Raw genomic sequence first — 15559 nt, 5'->3', positions numbered from 1 at the left:
TTCTGGGGAGGAAGACCTGGGGGCTTACTTGGCCTTGTCGCGGCCTGCGGCCGGGGCGGGTTTCGCCATTCCGGCGGTGGCCAGGACCTTGGGCTTTTCCTTCTTCGGTTTCTTGGCCTCGCGGTTGCCGCGATTATTTTCCTTGGACATGGGTGACTTCTCCTGACGGGTCCGGCGGGCACCATGCCTGCCGGGAGGGGTAGCTTGGCCGTTGCTCTGGGTGTCAGGGTTGCCTGACCCGAGGGGGTCAGGGCGATGAGACTTTCGACGCAGCAGGGGCGCGGGGCCTCGCGGTCAACCGCCGCCTGCATGGAGGAATCTATGCTTGGGTTTGGGGCGCCACAAGGGGGATGACGGGGGATGGGGGAGGTATTTTTGTGGGGGTGCGTGTGCGGCGGGCGCGGTGGGCAGGACTGCCCACCCTACGCGGGCTTGTTTTTCGAACGCGGGATCTACGCCGGTTTAGAGCGAGAAGGAATACTCCGTTTCAACTCTTCCACTTCGCGTTTCAAAACGAAGTGGTCGCGAATTAGGGCTTCGAGAATTTCTTTCATAGTAGCAAGGTGGCTATCCTTGGGCTTCCAACCTCGATGAGCTGCAGCGCTGCCTGCATCGATTAGTACTTCCAAGACACCTTTTTGGACGCCGCTGATGTGGCCGCCTTTGCGCAATTCTTCGAGTTTTTCACCGAATGATAAATCAGCGTTCACGCCTAGGAGTTCAGCGGTTCTGTCAAATGCAGTTCTCATGCCAATTGCCGCCAAAACAGGTAAATTTGAATTCATTGCTGTATAAACACTGTGAAGAAGTTCGTGGAGTGTCTGGTCAGCGCCAAAGAGGTTGAAACCGGCCCAACTTGGAACCGGCGTTTGTGGAAGTGCAGGCCAGAAGGACTTTTGATCAATAAACTCTTGGACGTGTTCACCGGCAACATGATCGTAATAGTCGATGTAGTCTTCCGAGTTTCCTGTGGATTTTGCAAAGAAAAGCGTTTCGCAGCCTCGACACTGGAACACGTAGTTTTCGATCAAGCCACTGATGTCCGGACCTTCTTCGTGCCAACGGTCAATCCGCTCAAATAGCGTATCAACCCGGGTTACTTTTCCGCACTCTGGGCAAGGCGCCTTTCTCTGATTTTGCTGGCCGAACGCGCCAAAATACTCTTCGCTCACTATTCTATTCCCTAAACATCCAACTCCTCCACGAACCGCGCGTTCTCCTGGATGTACTGGAACCGCAATTCGGGTTTCTTGCCCATCAGCCGTTCCACCAGGTCGCCGGTCTCGCCGGGTTCGTCCTCGTCTATGGTGACGCGGATCAGCTTGCGGGTTTCGGGGTTCATGGTGGTGTCCTTGAGGTCCTTGGCGTCCATTTCGCCCAGACCCTTGAAGCGGGAGACGTCGATCTTGCCCTTGCCGCCCAGCCCCTTGGCCAGCCAGTCGTCGCGCTCGCGCTCGTCCAGGCAATAGACGCGTTTGGCGCCTTGGGTCAGGCGGTAGAGCGGCGGGCAGGCGAGGTAGAGGTGCCCCGTGTCGATCATCGGGCGCATCTGGGTGTAGAAGAAGGTCATCAGCAGCGAGGCGATATGCGCGCCGTCGACATCGGCGTCGGTCATGATGATGATCTTGTCATAGCGCAGGTCGTCGATGTTGAACCGCGTGCCAAGGCCGACGCCCAGCGCCTGGGTCAGGTCGCTGATCTCCTGGTTGGAGCCGAGTTTCGAGGAGGCCGCGCCCAGCACGTTCAGGATTTTGCCCCGCAGGGGCAAGAGCGCCTGTGTCTTGCGGTCGCGCGCCATCTTGGCGGAACCACCGGCGCTGTCGCCTTCGACGATGAACAGCTCGGTGCCCTCGCGCGATGTGGCGGAACAATCGACCAGCTTGCCGGGCAGGCGCAGTTTCTTGGTCGCCGATTTGCGCTGGGTTTCCTTTTCCTGACGGCGGCGGATGCGTTCCTCGGCGCGCAGCACGAGGAAGTCGAGGATGGCGCCCGCGGATTTGGTATCGGCGGCGAGCCAGTTGTCGAAATGGTCGCGCACCGCGCCTTCGACCAGGCGCTGCGCCTCGACGGTGGCGAGGCGGTCCTTGGTCTGGCCCACGAATTCGGGCTCGCGAATGAAGCAGGAGACCAGCGCACAGCCGCCTGTCAGCAGATCCTCGCGGGTGATCTGGGCGGCCTTCTTGTTGTTGATGAGCTCGCCATAGGCGCGGATGCCCTTGAGGATGGCGGACCAGAACCCGGCCTCGTGCGTGCCGCCTTCGGGGGTGGGGACGGTGTTACAATAGGACTGGATGAAACCGTCGCGGGACGGGGTCCAATTGATCGCCCATTCGACCTTGCCGGGCGTGTTGAACTTCTCGGTGAAATCCACGGTACCGGCAAAGGGCTGCTCGGCATAGGTCGAGGCGCTGCCCAGCGTCTCCTTGAGGTAGTCGGCTAGGCCGCCGGGGAAGTGAAAGGTGGCCTCGGTGGGCGTTTCGCCGTCGTCGATGGCGGATTTCCAGCGAATCTCGACACCCGAGAAGAGGTAGGCCTTGGAGCGGATGGATTTGAACAGGCGCGCGGGCTTGAACCGGTGGTGGCCGAAGATTTCCTCGTCGGCGTGGAAGGTGACGGTGGTGCCACGCCGGTTGGGGGCGGCGCCGATCTGCTGGACGGGTCCGAGGGGGAGGCCGCGCGAGAAGCGCTGCTCGTAGAGCTGCTTGTCGCGGGCCACCTGCACGACCATGGAATCGGAGAGCGCGTTGACCACCGAGGCGCCAACGCCGTGCAGGCCGCCCGAGGTCTGATAGGCCTTGCCGGAGAACTTGCCGCCCGCGTGCAGGGTGCAGAGAATGACCTCGAGCGCTGATTTTCCGGGGAATTTCGGGTGCGGGTCGACAGGGATGCCGCGGCCGTTGTCGCGCACGGTCAGGGCGTAGTCGGCGTGCAGTTCCACCTCGATGCGGTTGGCGAACCCGGCCACGGCCTCGTCCATCGAGTTGTCGAGGATTTCGGCCACCATGTGATGCAGCGCCCGCTCGTCGGTGCCGCCGATATACATGCCGGGGCGCTTGCGGACGGGTTCCAGCCCTTCGAGCACCTCGATCGAGGAGGCGTCGTAGGTGGCGGTGTTGGCTCCGCTGAGAAGATCTTCGGGCATGGCGCTGCTCTTGTTCTTGGGTTGGCCCTCATTATGGCAGGTGATGTGGTCGGGGGAAAGAGGGACGCTAAGGGTTGTGGACAACTCGGGGTGGCTGAAACAAGAATGCCGGCCCGAAGGCCGGCATGCCAAGTTGCCGAATTGGTCCCGGTTTAGCCGGGGGTGTACCAGATGGGCGAGGTATAGGCGCGCTCCTGCGTTTCCATCGGGCTTTCGGCGGGCACCTCTGCGCCCATGCGGAAGGCGTCATAGGCTGTCCAGCGCGGTGTCGGGATCTCGATCACGCGGGCATAGTAGAATGCCGGTTGCGAGGGGTCGAAATCGGGATCGGTCCAGACGGTTCCCATTTCGCCCAGGCCAATCGTGTTGGTCCAGGTTGCGCGTGCGACATCCACGGTGGACCCGATGGCGGGGAGCTTGCCGTTTGCGTCGGGTTCGCGGTCGCCTGCCCAGACCACGTCATACACCTGCTCGTGCGTTTCGCCCGTGCTGTCCATCCAGCCCTTGACGATCTGGATTCGGTCGAGATTGCCGCCGATCGGGTCCTTGAGCGCATAGACCATGAAGTTCGGCGCTGTGGCCCCTTCGGGGGCTGCGGACAGATCGCCGCCCATCGGCGCGCCCTTGGCGTACCCCAGCGCTGCGGGCGTGCGCGAGGTCAGGTCGTCCATCGTGTAGTCCCAACCGCCGAAGAAACGGACTCCGATCCGCGAACCGGTGGTTGCATAGACCTCCTTGCGCTCCATCGCGTCAAAGATCGCCTCGCGGGTGTTCTCGGCGGCCCAGACCGCAGCGAGACCCGAGGCCACCATCTCCCATCCGAGGATCGCGACATCGCCGAACTGGCCGACAACATGAGAGGGGCGCTGCGGGTTCGGTTCGGCGCCGGAGTGCTTGCCGAAGAAGTTGTCCTCTTGCGCGGTGGCAAGCGAGGTGTGGCTGTCGGTCGAACCGACCATGCCGAACTTGTAGGGGTTGGTGCCAAGGCGGGCTTCGAGCTTGAGCCCGGTTTTCAGCGCTTCACGGGCGTATTCGCCCGCCAGCATCGAATCTTCCTTCAGTTCGGACAGGTTCAGGTTGCCCTTGTCCCATGTCTCGTAATCGGCGAACTCGTCATTGGGGCTGAGGAAGGGGTGTGTCTCGCCGTCGCCCTTGATCTGGGTGACCTCGTACATCGGTTCCCATCTTGCCCGCGTTTGAACGTATTCCTCGTCCAGCTCGGTGCCGTCGTATTGCGCCGTTTCCGGGAACATGATGCCGTTCGAGAGGTTGCCGTTATGCGCCAGTGCCAGGACATCGCCGCGCGTCACCTGCTCGTAATTGGCCATCCATTTCCACAGGTCGCGCGGGTTGATGGAGCCCGCCGGGCTTTCGGTGGTGAACGGGTCGAGCATACCCGCCTTTTGTCCATCGTCGCGGTAGATCACGACCCGGTGCATGTTGCCGCCCTGGACCAGCGAGGTCCATTCGTAGCCAATGAAACTGGTGAAAAGCCCCGGCTCATAAGCTTCTTCGGCGGCCGCGATCTGGCGCTGCCAGACCGAGCGGAACGGTTTGGTTCCCGCCTCGACCGCGAGCGCGGGAGAGATGACCTGTCCGCGCGAATAGGCGTCGATCAGTTCCAATGCGGCGGCCACGCCTTCGTCGCCGCCATTGGCAACCATCGTGGCGATACGATTGCCTTCGGCGTCGGACATGATGGCCGGGTCCTGGGCATAGATCATGTCAAAGAGGCCCATGTTGTCGGAATGGTCGGCCACGACCAGCCAGTCGAGCGGGCGCGAGAGCCGGGCCATGAAGCCGGTCGTCGCCTGTACTTCCTGCCCCTTGGCAAAGCGATAGGCCGCGCGCGCATCCAGCCGGTTACCAAAAGCGCCCGCATCGAATGAGGTCGAGGTGTGGAGGTGTGTATCACCCCAGAGCGGCCTGTCGGGGATGCCCCGATGCGCATAGGGCGAATAGGACTTGCCCGGAAAAGCCTTGGAAAGGCTGGATCCGTCCGGGGTCGGTTCGAACGCGGTGGCCGCAGATGCGCCAAAGATGCAAAGAGCCGCAGAGATGAGGTATGTGTGTCGCATGAAAGGCTCCAAATCTCGAGATCAATATTCGCATTCTAGCATGCAATTCGCATTTTCGGAGAACCTCGGCCACAAAGGTCTGTTTGGGGGCTGGATCCACCTGTTCATAACGACCGGAAAGGAGATGCGCACCGTGGCGCGCGAGGGTTACTCTGGCACACCCGCTGCGGCGGCGGCGTTGTAGAGGCGTTCGCGGTTCTCGGCCAGCTTGAACGCCTTGACCAGGCCCCATTCGGACAGGCGGAAATCGGGCCAGAGCTCCAGCAGTTGCGCGACGGTGGCGGCGGCCTCGTCCTGTTTGCCAAGCTGCTGCTGGGTCGCCGCCAGCCAGACATAGGCATTTGGGTTGCGGACGGCAAAGCCGGTGATCCGTTGCAGGCGCAGTTCTTCGGATTTGGCATAGTCGCCGTTCATGAAATAGGCGTTGGCGAGGAAGGCCACCCCCCGGATCGTGTCATGCGGGCTGATACGGCGGGCCAGCTCCAGGTGGCGGACCGCCTCGGCCGCCTCGCCCGCGAAATAGAGCTGGAAGCCCATGAAGAGGTTCTCTTCGTATCCGTTGGGCTGGATCTGGAGCGCGCGCCGGGCCGCCAGGACCGCCGCGTCATGGTTGCCGTTGGACAATTGCGCCCCGGCCAGCGCGATATAGGACCAGGCGAATTCGGGGTCGATCTCGATGGCTTTCTCGGCAAACTCCAGCGACTTGCGCGCGTCCTCCTTGGGCGAGGGGCCGAACCTGAGCCGCGCCTTGACCGAGTAGTTGAAGGCAAGACCGGCATAGCCCCCGGCGAATTGCGGGTCGAGCGCGATGGCCTCGGAAAACAGCCTCTCCCCCTCTTCGACGTTTTCCCGGCCCGGGGACTGGACCAGTCGGCGGGCCCGGAGAAAGGTATCATAGGCGTCTATGTTGGTCGTGTATTTTTGCAGGAGCCGGTCGTGTTCGGAGGCCTTGAGGGTCACGGCCATGGCGCGGACAACCTTACGGGTGACATCGAGCTGAACCGCGAACACATCGCTGATGTCGCGGTCGTAACGCTCGCCCCAGATGGTGTTGCCCCGGAGGGCATCGGTCAGTTGCGCGGTGATCCGGACATTGCCGCCCGAGCGGCGCACGCTGCCTTGCAGGACATGGCGCACGCCGAATTCCTCGGCCACGTCGCTGATTTTCACGTCCTTGCCCCGGAAGGCGAAGGAGGAACTGCCAGCGACCACGAAGATGCCGGAGACCTTGGAGATATCGGTGATGATGTCCTCGGTGATGCCATCCGCGAAATAGTCCTGATCGTCGGTCTCCGAGAGGTTGACGAAGGGCAGGACGGCGACCGAAGGCCGGTCGGGCAGGCTCAGCTTCATGCGGCTGATCGAGGCCGGTTCGGACCGGGTTGCCCATGGGGGAAAGAACGCAAGAGCGAGCCCTGCCACCAGCACCAGACCGGCCAGGATCAGCGCTGTTCTGCGGGCGGGCCGTGGGGCGGGGCGGGGGTGCGCCGTGGCCTCGACCAGCCGAAAGGTCCGAACGGGCTCGGGGATGTTCTTGACCTTCTGCGGGCCCAGGTCCTGGAACCCGACCGAGAGCCGGTTTCTGACCTGATCGAAGGTGCTGCCGGAAATCGTGATGCCGCCCGGTTCGGCCAGGCTTTCAAGGCGGGCGGCGATGTTGACCGCGTCGCCCAGCAGATCGTCGCCATCGACCATCACATCGCCGACATTGATGCCGATGCGCAGGTGCATCTGGCGATCCGGCGGAAGGTTTGCGTTTTCACGGGCCAGCCGCTCCTGCGCCGTCATGGCGCAACGGACGGCTTCGACGGCGCTGCCGAACTCGGCGATGACGCTGTCGCCGGCGGTGCCGAACACCCGCCCGCGATGGCGCGCGATCAGGTCCATCAGGATGTCCCGGTGCGATTTCAGGGTGCGCAGGGCCGCCTCTTCGTCGCGCGCAACGAGGCGGCTGTACCCTGCCACATCGGCGGCCAGGATCGTGGTCAGCCTGCGCTGGACAGCTTCGTCGACCATGGCGAGCGCTCCCTTGCGGGTCAAGTTTATGTGGCTCGGAGGGCGGTGTCTATCGCGCGGACGGGTCGGAACGGTTGCAGGTGAGGGGGACTTTCACCGGCGGCCGATCGCCCCTAGGTTGGGTGTGACCCGAACGGAGAGCACAACATGAGCTGGATCAGGACCATTCCCTTTGCCGAGGCCACCGGCAAGCTGAGAAAGCTTTATGACCGGGTCACCGGGCCGGGGGGCAATGTGGACAACATCATGATGGCCCATTCCCTGCGCCCGCATTCGATGGAAGGGCATATGGCGCTCTACAAGAACGTGCTGCACCATACCGGCAATGCCATTCCGAAATGGTTTCTGGAGACGCTTGGGGTCTGGGTCAGTTCGCTCAACGGCTGTGCCTATTGCGTGGAGCATCATTTCGCCGGGCTGGTGCGATTGCTGGGCGATGGCGCGCGCAGCGACGCCATTCGCGCGGCGATCGAGGATCGCGCCCCGGATGGAGCGCCGCTGGATGCGCGCGAACGGGCGGCGATGGTCTATGCGCGCAAGCTGACCGAGACACCGGCGCTGATGGTCGAGGGGGACGTTGCGGCGCTGCGCGCGGCGGGATGGGAGGATGGCGAGATCCTGGAGATCAACCAGGTCTGCGCCTATTTCTCCTATGCCAATCGCACGGTGCAGGGTCTGGGCTGTTCGACCGATGGCGACGTGCTGGGCCTGTCCCCGGGCAATTCCGAGGATCCAGATGACTGGGGACACCGCTAGGGGGCGCTGCCCCCCGGTGCAGAATTCGCAGAATTCTGTCACCTCCCCCCGGAGTATTTTCAGCAAAGTGAAGCGGCGGGGCGGTCTCTGCGACGGAAAGGTTTGGCGATTTGTAACGTTTTCTTGACACGGATCAACGCGGGTCCTGCGCGCGGCGGATAGACTGGCGCGCGAACCAGACAGACCAGACCGTTAGCGAGGAGACAGGACCGTTGGATACAGCAAAGCGCATCGTTCCGCAGGAAGACAAGCAAACCACCGCCAGCCTGGAGGCTCCGGCAGAGGCGGCGGCGCCGGTCGCTGCCCTGGAGGCTGTTCCGGAGCCTGTGGCCGATGCGTCGGCCGGCATCGTGGCAGAGCCTCGGCCCGCGCGGACGCGCCGGGTGGTGATGCCGACGCCCGAGAATGTGCGCCATGCGTTTGAGAGCGGCAAATATCCCTATGCGCGCAAGATGGCGCGCCGCCCCTATGAGGCGGAGAAGGCGCGGTTGCAGGCGGAGCTGCTGAAGGTGCAGCTCTGGGCGCAGGAGACCGGCGAGCGCTTTGTCCTGCTGTTCGAGGGGCGCGATGCCGCGGGCAAGGGCGGCACGATCAAGCGGTTCATGGAGCACCTGAACCCGCGCCAGGCCCGCGTTGTCGCCTTGAACAAGCCCACCTGGGAGGAAAAGGGCCAGTGGTACTACCAGCGCTATGTGCAGGAGCTGCCCACGGTGGGGGAAATGGTGTTCTATGACCGCTCCTGGTACAACCGGGCGGGGGTCGAGCGGGTGATGGGGTTCTGCACGCCCAACGAATACCTGGAGTTCATGCGCCAAACGCCTGAATTGGAGAGGATGCTGGTGCGCTCGGGCATCCGGCTCTACAAATACTGGTTCTCGGTCACGCAGGAGGAACAGCAGCGCCGGTTCAAGAGCCGCGAGACCGATCCGCTGAAACAGTGGAAACTGTCGCCCATTGACAAGGCGAGCCTGGACAAGTGGGACGATTATACCGAGGCCAAGGAGGCGATGTTTTTCTACACCGACACCGCCGATGCGCCCTGGACCATCATCAAGTCGAACGACAAGAAACGTGCGCGCCTGAACTGCATGCGGCATTTCCTGTCGACCATCGACTATCCCGGCAAGGATATTGAGGTTGTGGGCGCGCCCGATCCGCTGATCGTGGGCCGCGCCCATCACGTGATCCACAAGTCCGAGCATATCCTGGGCACCGCCCTGCACCCCGACCAGCGGGCGAAGCAGGACTGATCTCAGTCGCCGCCGCCCGCGGCGAGCGCGCGCTGGAAGGCCGGGCGCGCGTGCATTGCGACGGCGAATTCGGCGAGCCGGGGAAACTCGGCTTCGCGGCCCAGCCGCGCCACCACGCCTGCGGGAAAGCTGAGCAGGATGTCGGCGGCGCTGAGCCCATCCAGCACGAAATGGCCCGAGGGGCGCAGGCTCTCTTCCATGAAGCGGAAATGGCTGCTGAGTTCCGACTGGATGCGCGGATGCAGTGGCGCGCCTGCTTCGCCCAACAGCCCGACATAGAGATTGAGCAGGATCGGCGTCATCACCGAGCCTTCGGCGAAATGCATCAGCTCCAGATGTTCGGCCCAGGCGGGGCTGTCCTGCGGCGGCATCATCTGCGGCGCGTGGCGGGTGCAGAGATAGTCGACGATGGCGCCGGATTCGGCCAGCCGGATACCGTCTGTCTCGATCACCGGCGATTTGCCCAGCGGGTGGATGGCGCGCAGGTCTGGCGGGGCAAGCCGGGTCTTGGGGTCGCGCTCGTACCGGATGACCTTGTAGGGCAGGCCCAGCTCCTCGAGCAGCCAGAGGATGCGCAGCGAGCGGGATTGGGCAAGGTGGTGGACGGTGATCATGGGGCGGTCTCCGGTTGGGGCATCCAGTTCAGGATGGCGGCGGCGACCCGGTCGGGCGCCTGATGGCACAGCCAGTGGTCGGTGCCGGGGATGGTGATGCGGGTGATGTCGGCGGCGAACTCTTCAAGCCCCTCGGTCGCCTCGGGCAGCAGCGCGCGGTCATCGGGCCCCCAGAGCAGCAGATGCGGGCAGCGCACGTGCAGCCGGTCGAGTGGCAGGGCGGGCAGGTCGGTGCGGGGCTGGCCGGGGGCGGCGATCACCAGCGGCGAGGCGCGGTACCAGTTGAGCATGGCGTCGAGCCTGCCGGGGCGCGCCCATTCGGCCTTGTAGTCCACCAGTCGCGCGGGGCTGAGCCAGTCCTGCCCGCCCATTTGACGGGTGAAGAAATCGGCCAGCGCCTTGTAATCATTAGCAGCAAAGTGCTGCGTGGCCTCGGGTGCGCGCAGGGCGTTCATGTATTGCGAGGCCGCCGATTGCGCCCCGCCCGCCGCCAGCGCGCGCTGGAACGGCACCGGGTGCACCCCGTTGGCGATGATCAGGCGGTCGACCAGTTCGGGGCTGAACATGGCCAGCCCGTAGGCCACCGCCGCGCCCCAGTCATGCCCCAGCACGGTGAGCGGCGCGCCAAGGGTTTCGGCCAGCGCCGCCATGTCTGCAACCAGATGCGATGTGGTGTAATGTGCGACGCCCTCGGGCGCCCAGCTTTGGCCATAGCCGCGCTGGTCCGGGGCGATGCAGTGAAAGTGGTGGGCCAGATGCGGCGCGAGATCCGCCCAGGCGCCGCCGTATTCGGGAAAGCCGTGCAGCATCAGGAGCGGCGGCAGCGCCGGATCGCCCCAGCGGCGGAGAAAGAAGCCTTGTCCGTTGAGCGTTACGGTTTCGGTCTGCATGGCGCGCTCCGGGGTTTGATCGCCGCAGTCAAGCAGGTTGCGGACCTATGGGAAAGGTGTGGCGTTCAGTGACCTTTCGTCAGCGTCTCGAATGTGAGGGCGCGGGCAGAGGTGGGGGCGAAACCGGTGAAGATGCCGTCAAGGAAGCGTTGCATGGTCTCGTCGCCCTTCAGATGCAGCGACAGGAAGGCGGTGGCGAAATGCTGGGCGATGTTGTTCATGCGCACCGTATCCCAGACCGGATCGGCGTAATGTTCGAACGGGATGAAGTCGAGCGCGGGGGACGCGGCCCAGCTCTCGGCCGGGGCGGGGATGGGCGCGGCGGCATTGTGGCTGGCGCCGTGAAACGTGAGCAGGTGGCGGGTGGTGCCGGTGGTCTGCTCGAAGATACCGCGCATGGCGGCATAGTCTGAGACCTCGTCAAGGCTGCCTGCCATGATCATCAGCGGTTTGTCCAGCCGGGCAAGGCCGGGAGCGTCCCAGATGCCCCGGTGATTGCCCCAGGGCCCGATGGCGATTGTGGCGCGCACGCGCGGGTCGATCAGGGCCGTATGGGTCTCAGAACCGGAGACGTGACGGGACAGCAGCCCGGCGGGCGGCGCGAAACCGGCGGTGGGGGCGGTGCGGCTGACACCGGCGCCACCAAAGACCAGCGCGCCGTAGCCGCCCATGGAATAGCCGATGACGCCGGTATGCCCGGTATCGGCCTGCGGCACGGTTGCGGCGACATGGTCGATCACGGCGCGCTGGTCGAGCGGGCGGTGATAGAGCGTGGCACCAAAGGCACCCTGGTCGGCATAGGTGCTGTCGGCGTGATCGGGGGCGGCGGCGATGAACCCGCGCGAGGCCAGCGTTTCTCCCAGATGCGACATCAGGAACCTGTTTCCCGGATAGCCATGCGAGATCACCACCAACGGGAAGCGGCCCTGCGCCGGGGCGGCATCGCGGGCGGCACGACCAAGGAGGCGGGTGGCGGTCTGTCCGTCGCGGATCAGCGTATCATAGTGGCCGCCCGGTGCGGTGTCGGGCGCGGCGGGGTACCAGAGCTCGACCGTCACAGGCCGGTCAGAGAGCGGCTGGCTGTCCTCGGTGGCGCGGGCCACGTCGATCCGGCCGGGAATGTCGAATTGCAAGGTCCGCACGCCAACGGGAAAAGGGCCATATCCGGCCTGTTCCGGGGCGTCGGGGCGGACGGTGTCGATGCGGTTGAGGATATGGGACATGGGTCAGTCTGCCAGCAGGGCGGAGAGCGCCGCCTGAAAGGGTTTGAGCCGGTCGAAATCGCTGCTCAATTGCGCCAGAACGTCGGTCAGACTGGCGTCATGGTCGAACCAGAGTAAGAGGGATTTGCGGCGGGCCAGATCCGCGAGCGGGTCGCCGGGCGCAATCGGCGGCGCGGGGCGCTTGAGCTCGGGCTCGGACAGGCGCGCGCCCTGGGCGGTCAGCGCGTCTATCTCGGCTTGCAGCGCTGGGCCGAGCGCGGGCAGGCGGTTGCGATAGCGGGCGAGGGAGGCCGCGTCGAACCCCATCCGGCCGCCACCCGAAGTGACATAGGTGGAAGAGAGGCCAAAGAAGTATTGCGCGCCATCGGGCGTGGTCCACAAGAGGTGCAGATGGGTGTTGTAGGGCGTCTTGTCCCTGGAAAACCGCACATCGCGCTGCGGGCGAAAGAGCTTGGTCGCTGTGCCAGTGCCCAGATGCGCGGCGATCTGGTCGAGCAGGATCAGCGCAGGGGCCTTCAGCCCGGCGTCGTAGCGCGCCTTGTGCAGGGTGAACCAGTCGCGGCTGTTATTGGCGGCAAGCTCGGTCAGAAAGGCGCGCGCCTCGGGGATCAGTCGGGCAAGGGGATCGGTCATATTGGCCTCCGTCTGGGGGCGAGCCTAGCACGGGGGAGGTCAACGGGAAGGGGAAAGATCACGCTTGCCCTTGTCGCGGGTGCCGCCTAAGCCTGACCGGATGACGGAGAGAATGACATATGGCGGCCATGCCCGCGCGATTGCAGTTCTGGGCCTGCCGTTGATCGGCGGGCATCTGGCGCAATTCGCCATCGGCCTGACCGACACGGTCATGCTGGGCTGGTACGGGGTCGAGGCGTTGGCGGCGGTGACGCTGGGCAGCAGCTATTTCTTCGTGCTGTTCCTGATGGGAGCGGGCTTTGGCTGGGCGGTGATGCCGATGGTGGCGGCGGCCGCGGCCGAGCGGGACCAGACCAGCATCCGGCGGGCGACGCGGATGGGGATTTGGGCCTCGTTGATCTTTGCCATGCTGGCGATGCCGCTGCTGATCTGGTCACAGCCGATCCTGCTGGCACTGGGGCAGGAGGCCGGGATCGCCGCCATGGCGGCGGAGTATCTGCGCATCGCGGGCTGGGGCATGATCCCGGCGCTGATGGTGATGGTGCTGAAATCCTATCTGGCAGCGCTGGAGCGGACGCAGGTGGTGTTCTGGATCACGGTCCTGGCGGTTCTTGTCAATGCGGGGGCGAATTATGCGCTGATCTTCGGCAACTGGGGCGCGCCTGAACTGGGGATCACCGGGGCGGCGATCGCCTCGATCTGCACCCAGATTGTGTCGCTGGTGGCGGTTGTGGCCTATGCGCTCTGGGTTCTGCCGCAGCATACGCTGTTCCGGCGGTTCTGGCGGCCGGATAGCGAGATGTTCCGCCGGGTGGTGCGGTTGGGGGTGCCGATTGCCCTGACCAATCTGGCCGAGGTGAGCCTGTTTTCCGCCTCTGCCGTGATGATGGGCTGGCTGGGGGCGGTGCCGCTGGCGGCGCATGGGATTGCGATCCAGCTGGCCTCGGCGACGTTCATGGTGCATCTGGGCCTGTCGAATGCCGCGACCATCCGGGCAGGCAATGCCTATGGTCGGCGTGACAGAGAGCATATGGCGCGCGGCGGCAAGGTGGTGATCGCGATGTCGCTGATGATGTCGCTGGCGACGATTGCGTTGTTCCTGACCTGGGCCGAGCCGCTGATCTCGCTCTTCATAGAGCCGGACGATCCGAACCGGCCCGAGATTCTGGTGATCGGGACAGGCCTTCTGGCGATGGCGGCGCTGTTCCAGTTGGTCGATGGCGCGCAGGTAATGGCGCTGGGCCTGTTGCGCGGGGTGCAGGATACCACCGTGCCGATGGTGATGGCGGCGGTCAGTTACTGGGTCGTTGGCATTCCTGCCTCTTACGTGATGGGCTTTGTCTGGGGCTGGGAGGGGATCGGCGTCTGGGCCGGGCTGGTGCTGGGGCTCTTCTTTGCCGGAACGCTGCTGATGGCACGGTTCTGGGGCCGGTCGATCAAGGCGGTGCCCTAGGTCCGGGCGCCCATTTTCTTGGAAAGAAAATGGTTCAGAAAATTTGAAATTTTCTGGGTCAGAATTTTTTCAAAATTCTGGTTGCGCTATTGGCCCAGCCGTTCCAGCAGGCGGCAATAGGCGGTCTGGCCGCGGCGGAAATTCTCCAGGCGGAAGAACTCGTTGGGCGCGTGCAGATTCTCGTCGGCGATGGAAAAGCCGAACATCACCCCATGTACGCCGAGCGCGCGCAGGAACAGCGTCATGATCGGGATCGAGCCGCCGACGCGGGTGACATAGGGGTCGGCGCCATAGACCTCGCGCAGCACCTCGCCCGCCGCCTGGCTGGCGTTGTGGCCGCGTGGCACGAGGAAGGGGTCGGCATCGCCTGCCAGATGTTCGATGCGGGCTGTCACCCCGGGCGGAGTATAGGCCGCGACATGGGCGGCGATCAGCTCGGCGATGCGTTCGGGGCGCTGGTTGGCGACCAGCCGGCAGGTGATCTTGGCGCTGGCGCGGGCGGGCAGCACGGTCTTGCTGCCGGCCCCCTGATAGCCGCCGGTCAACCCGTTCAGCTCCAGCGTGGGCCGGGCCCAGAGCCGTTCGCGCACGGTGTAGCCTTCTTCGCCAAACGCCTCGGTCACGCCCAGTTCGGCGCAATATTCCGCCTCGTCAAAGGGGACGCGGGCGATGTCCTCTTTATCCTCCACCGTCAGCTCGACCACGTCGTCATAGAAGCCGTCGATGGTGATCCGGCCGGTTTGTGCGTCCTTCATCGAGGCGAGGATCTGGCTGAGCGCCATCAACGGGTTGTTGATGCCGCCGCCATGCAGGCCGGAATGCTGATCCGCCTGGGCGCCTTCGACGATCAGTTCGACACCAACCAGCCCCTTGAGGCCCATCACCAGCTGCGCCTCGTCCGCCGTCCATTGCAGGCCGTCGGCGGAGAAGATCATGTCGCAGGAGAGGCGGCGTGCCTCGGCCGCTATGAAGGGCGGCATGTCGGGCGAGCCGATTTCTTCCTGCCCTTCGAACAGGAACTTGATGTTGACCGGCAGGCGGCCGGTGGTGGCGAGCAGCGCCTCGGTGGCAAGGATCGGGATGAACATGCCGCCCTTGTCGTCCGAGGCGCCGCGTCCCCAGACGCGGCCCTCGCGGATCTCGGGCTGGAAGGGCGGGCTCAGCCAGAGGTCGAAGGGCTCGGCAGGCTGCACGTCGAAATGGCCGTAGATCAGCACCGTGGGCTTGTCCGGTCCGGCATGCAGCCAGTCGCCGTACACCGCAGGGTGGCCGGAGGTGGGCAGAACGGCGGTATTCTCGATGCCCGCCTTCTCCAGGCGCGCGGCGACCCATTGGGCGGCGCGTTCGACATCCGCCATATGGTCGGGCTTGGCCGAGACCGAGGGGATGGCGACAAACTCCAGAAGCTCCTGTTCGAAGCGGGTTTGGTTCGTGTCGAGATAGTCCTGCCAGTCCATGTCCTGTCTCCTCCAACAAGCCTTGTGGGGACAGTACGGCAATCGCG

13 protein-coding genes are annotated in these 15559 nt (G+C 64.5%); 3 read left to right on the top strand and 10 right to left on the bottom strand.

What is annotated here, in order from left to right; all coding sequences use genetic code 11:
* Positions 1-24: 24 nt before the first annotated feature.
* The 5 genes from OE747_RS02575 to OE747_RS02555 all read right to left on the bottom strand — a co-directional run bounded on the left by OE747_RS02575 (position 25) and on the right by OE747_RS02555 (position 7236).
* A complete protein-coding gene (locus OE747_RS02575) occupies positions 25-150 on the bottom strand; it encodes a hypothetical protein (protein ID WP_263827033.1) in 126 nt (41 codons plus the stop codon).
* A gap of 302 nt (positions 151-452) precedes the next feature.
* A complete protein-coding gene (locus tag OE747_RS02570; RefSeq protein ID WP_263827032.1) occupies positions 453-1172 on the bottom strand; it encodes a DUF4145 domain-containing protein in 720 nt (239 codons plus the stop codon).
* 11 nt (positions 1173-1183) lie between these two features.
* Positions 1184-3142, bottom strand: a complete 1959-nt coding sequence (gene parE / locus OE747_RS02565; RefSeq protein WP_263827031.1) for a DNA topoisomerase IV subunit B — start codon at positions 3140-3142, stop codon at positions 1184-1186.
* A 152-nt stretch (positions 3143-3294) separates the two neighbouring features.
* Entirely contained in the window at positions 3295-5220 is a 1926-nt protein-coding gene (locus OE747_RS02560; RefSeq protein ID WP_263827030.1) for a DUF3604 domain-containing protein, read from the bottom strand.
* 147 nt (positions 5221-5367) lie between these two features.
* On the bottom strand, positions 5368-7236 hold the full coding sequence (locus OE747_RS02555; RefSeq protein ID WP_263827029.1) for an adenylate/guanylate cyclase domain-containing protein: 1869 nt from the start codon (positions 7234-7236) through the stop codon (positions 5368-5370).
* A gap of 147 nt (positions 7237-7383) precedes the next feature.
* On the opposite strand from OE747_RS02555, the gene OE747_RS02550 reads away from it, so the two are divergent.
* Entirely contained in the window at positions 7384-7992 is a 609-nt protein-coding gene (locus OE747_RS02550) for a carboxymuconolactone decarboxylase family protein (RefSeq protein ID WP_263827028.1), read from the top strand.
* A 347-nt stretch (positions 7993-8339) separates the two neighbouring features.
* Entirely contained in the window at positions 8340-9242 is a 903-nt protein-coding gene (ppk2, locus tag OE747_RS02545) for a polyphosphate kinase 2 (RefSeq protein WP_263827094.1), read from the top strand.
* Between the two features lie 2 nt (positions 9243-9244).
* Here the strand turns inward: ppk2 and OE747_RS02540 are convergent, their stop codons facing one another.
* The 4 genes from OE747_RS02540 to OE747_RS02525 form a co-directional block, all read right to left on the bottom strand.
* Positions 9245-9856 (bottom strand): glutathione S-transferase family protein, encoded by a 612-nt coding sequence (locus OE747_RS02540; protein WP_263827027.1) that lies wholly within the window; start codon positions 9854-9856, stop codon positions 9245-9247.
* On the bottom strand, positions 9853-10746 hold the full coding sequence (locus tag OE747_RS02535) for an alpha/beta fold hydrolase (protein ID WP_263827026.1): 894 nt from the start codon (positions 10744-10746) through the stop codon (positions 9853-9855). Before OE747_RS02535 ends, OE747_RS02540 begins: the two co-directional genes overlap by 4 nt.
* Positions 10747-10811: 65 nt before the next feature.
* On the bottom strand, positions 10812-11969 hold the full coding sequence (locus tag OE747_RS02530; protein WP_263827025.1) for an alpha/beta hydrolase family protein: 1158 nt from the start codon (positions 11967-11969) through the stop codon (positions 10812-10814).
* A gap of 3 nt (positions 11970-11972) precedes the next feature.
* A complete protein-coding gene (locus tag OE747_RS02525; protein WP_263827024.1) occupies positions 11973-12602 on the bottom strand; it encodes a TIGR02453 family protein in 630 nt (209 codons plus the stop codon).
* A 100-nt stretch (positions 12603-12702) separates the two neighbouring features.
* Here OE747_RS02525 and OE747_RS02520 point away from each other — a divergent pair, with 100 nt between their 5' ends.
* Positions 12703-14055, top strand: coding sequence for an MATE family efflux transporter (locus tag OE747_RS02520; RefSeq protein ID WP_263827023.1), 1353 nt, complete (start codon positions 12703-12705; stop codon positions 14053-14055).
* 86 nt (positions 14056-14141) lie between these two features.
* Here the strand turns inward: OE747_RS02520 and OE747_RS02515 are convergent, their stop codons facing one another.
* Entirely contained in the window at positions 14142-15512 is a 1371-nt protein-coding gene (locus OE747_RS02515; RefSeq protein WP_263827022.1) for a dipeptidase, read from the bottom strand.
* Positions 15513-15559: the final 47 nt, after the last annotated feature.

The organism is Ruegeria aquimaris, from assembly GCF_025751555.1.
In the GTDB taxonomy this organism is placed as follows: domain Bacteria; phylum Pseudomonadota; class Alphaproteobacteria; order Rhodobacterales; family Rhodobacteraceae; genus Ruegeria_B; species Ruegeria_B aquimaris.
Note: the sequence above shows the minus strand (reverse complement) of the source record. Positions and strands in the feature narration are given on the sequence as shown.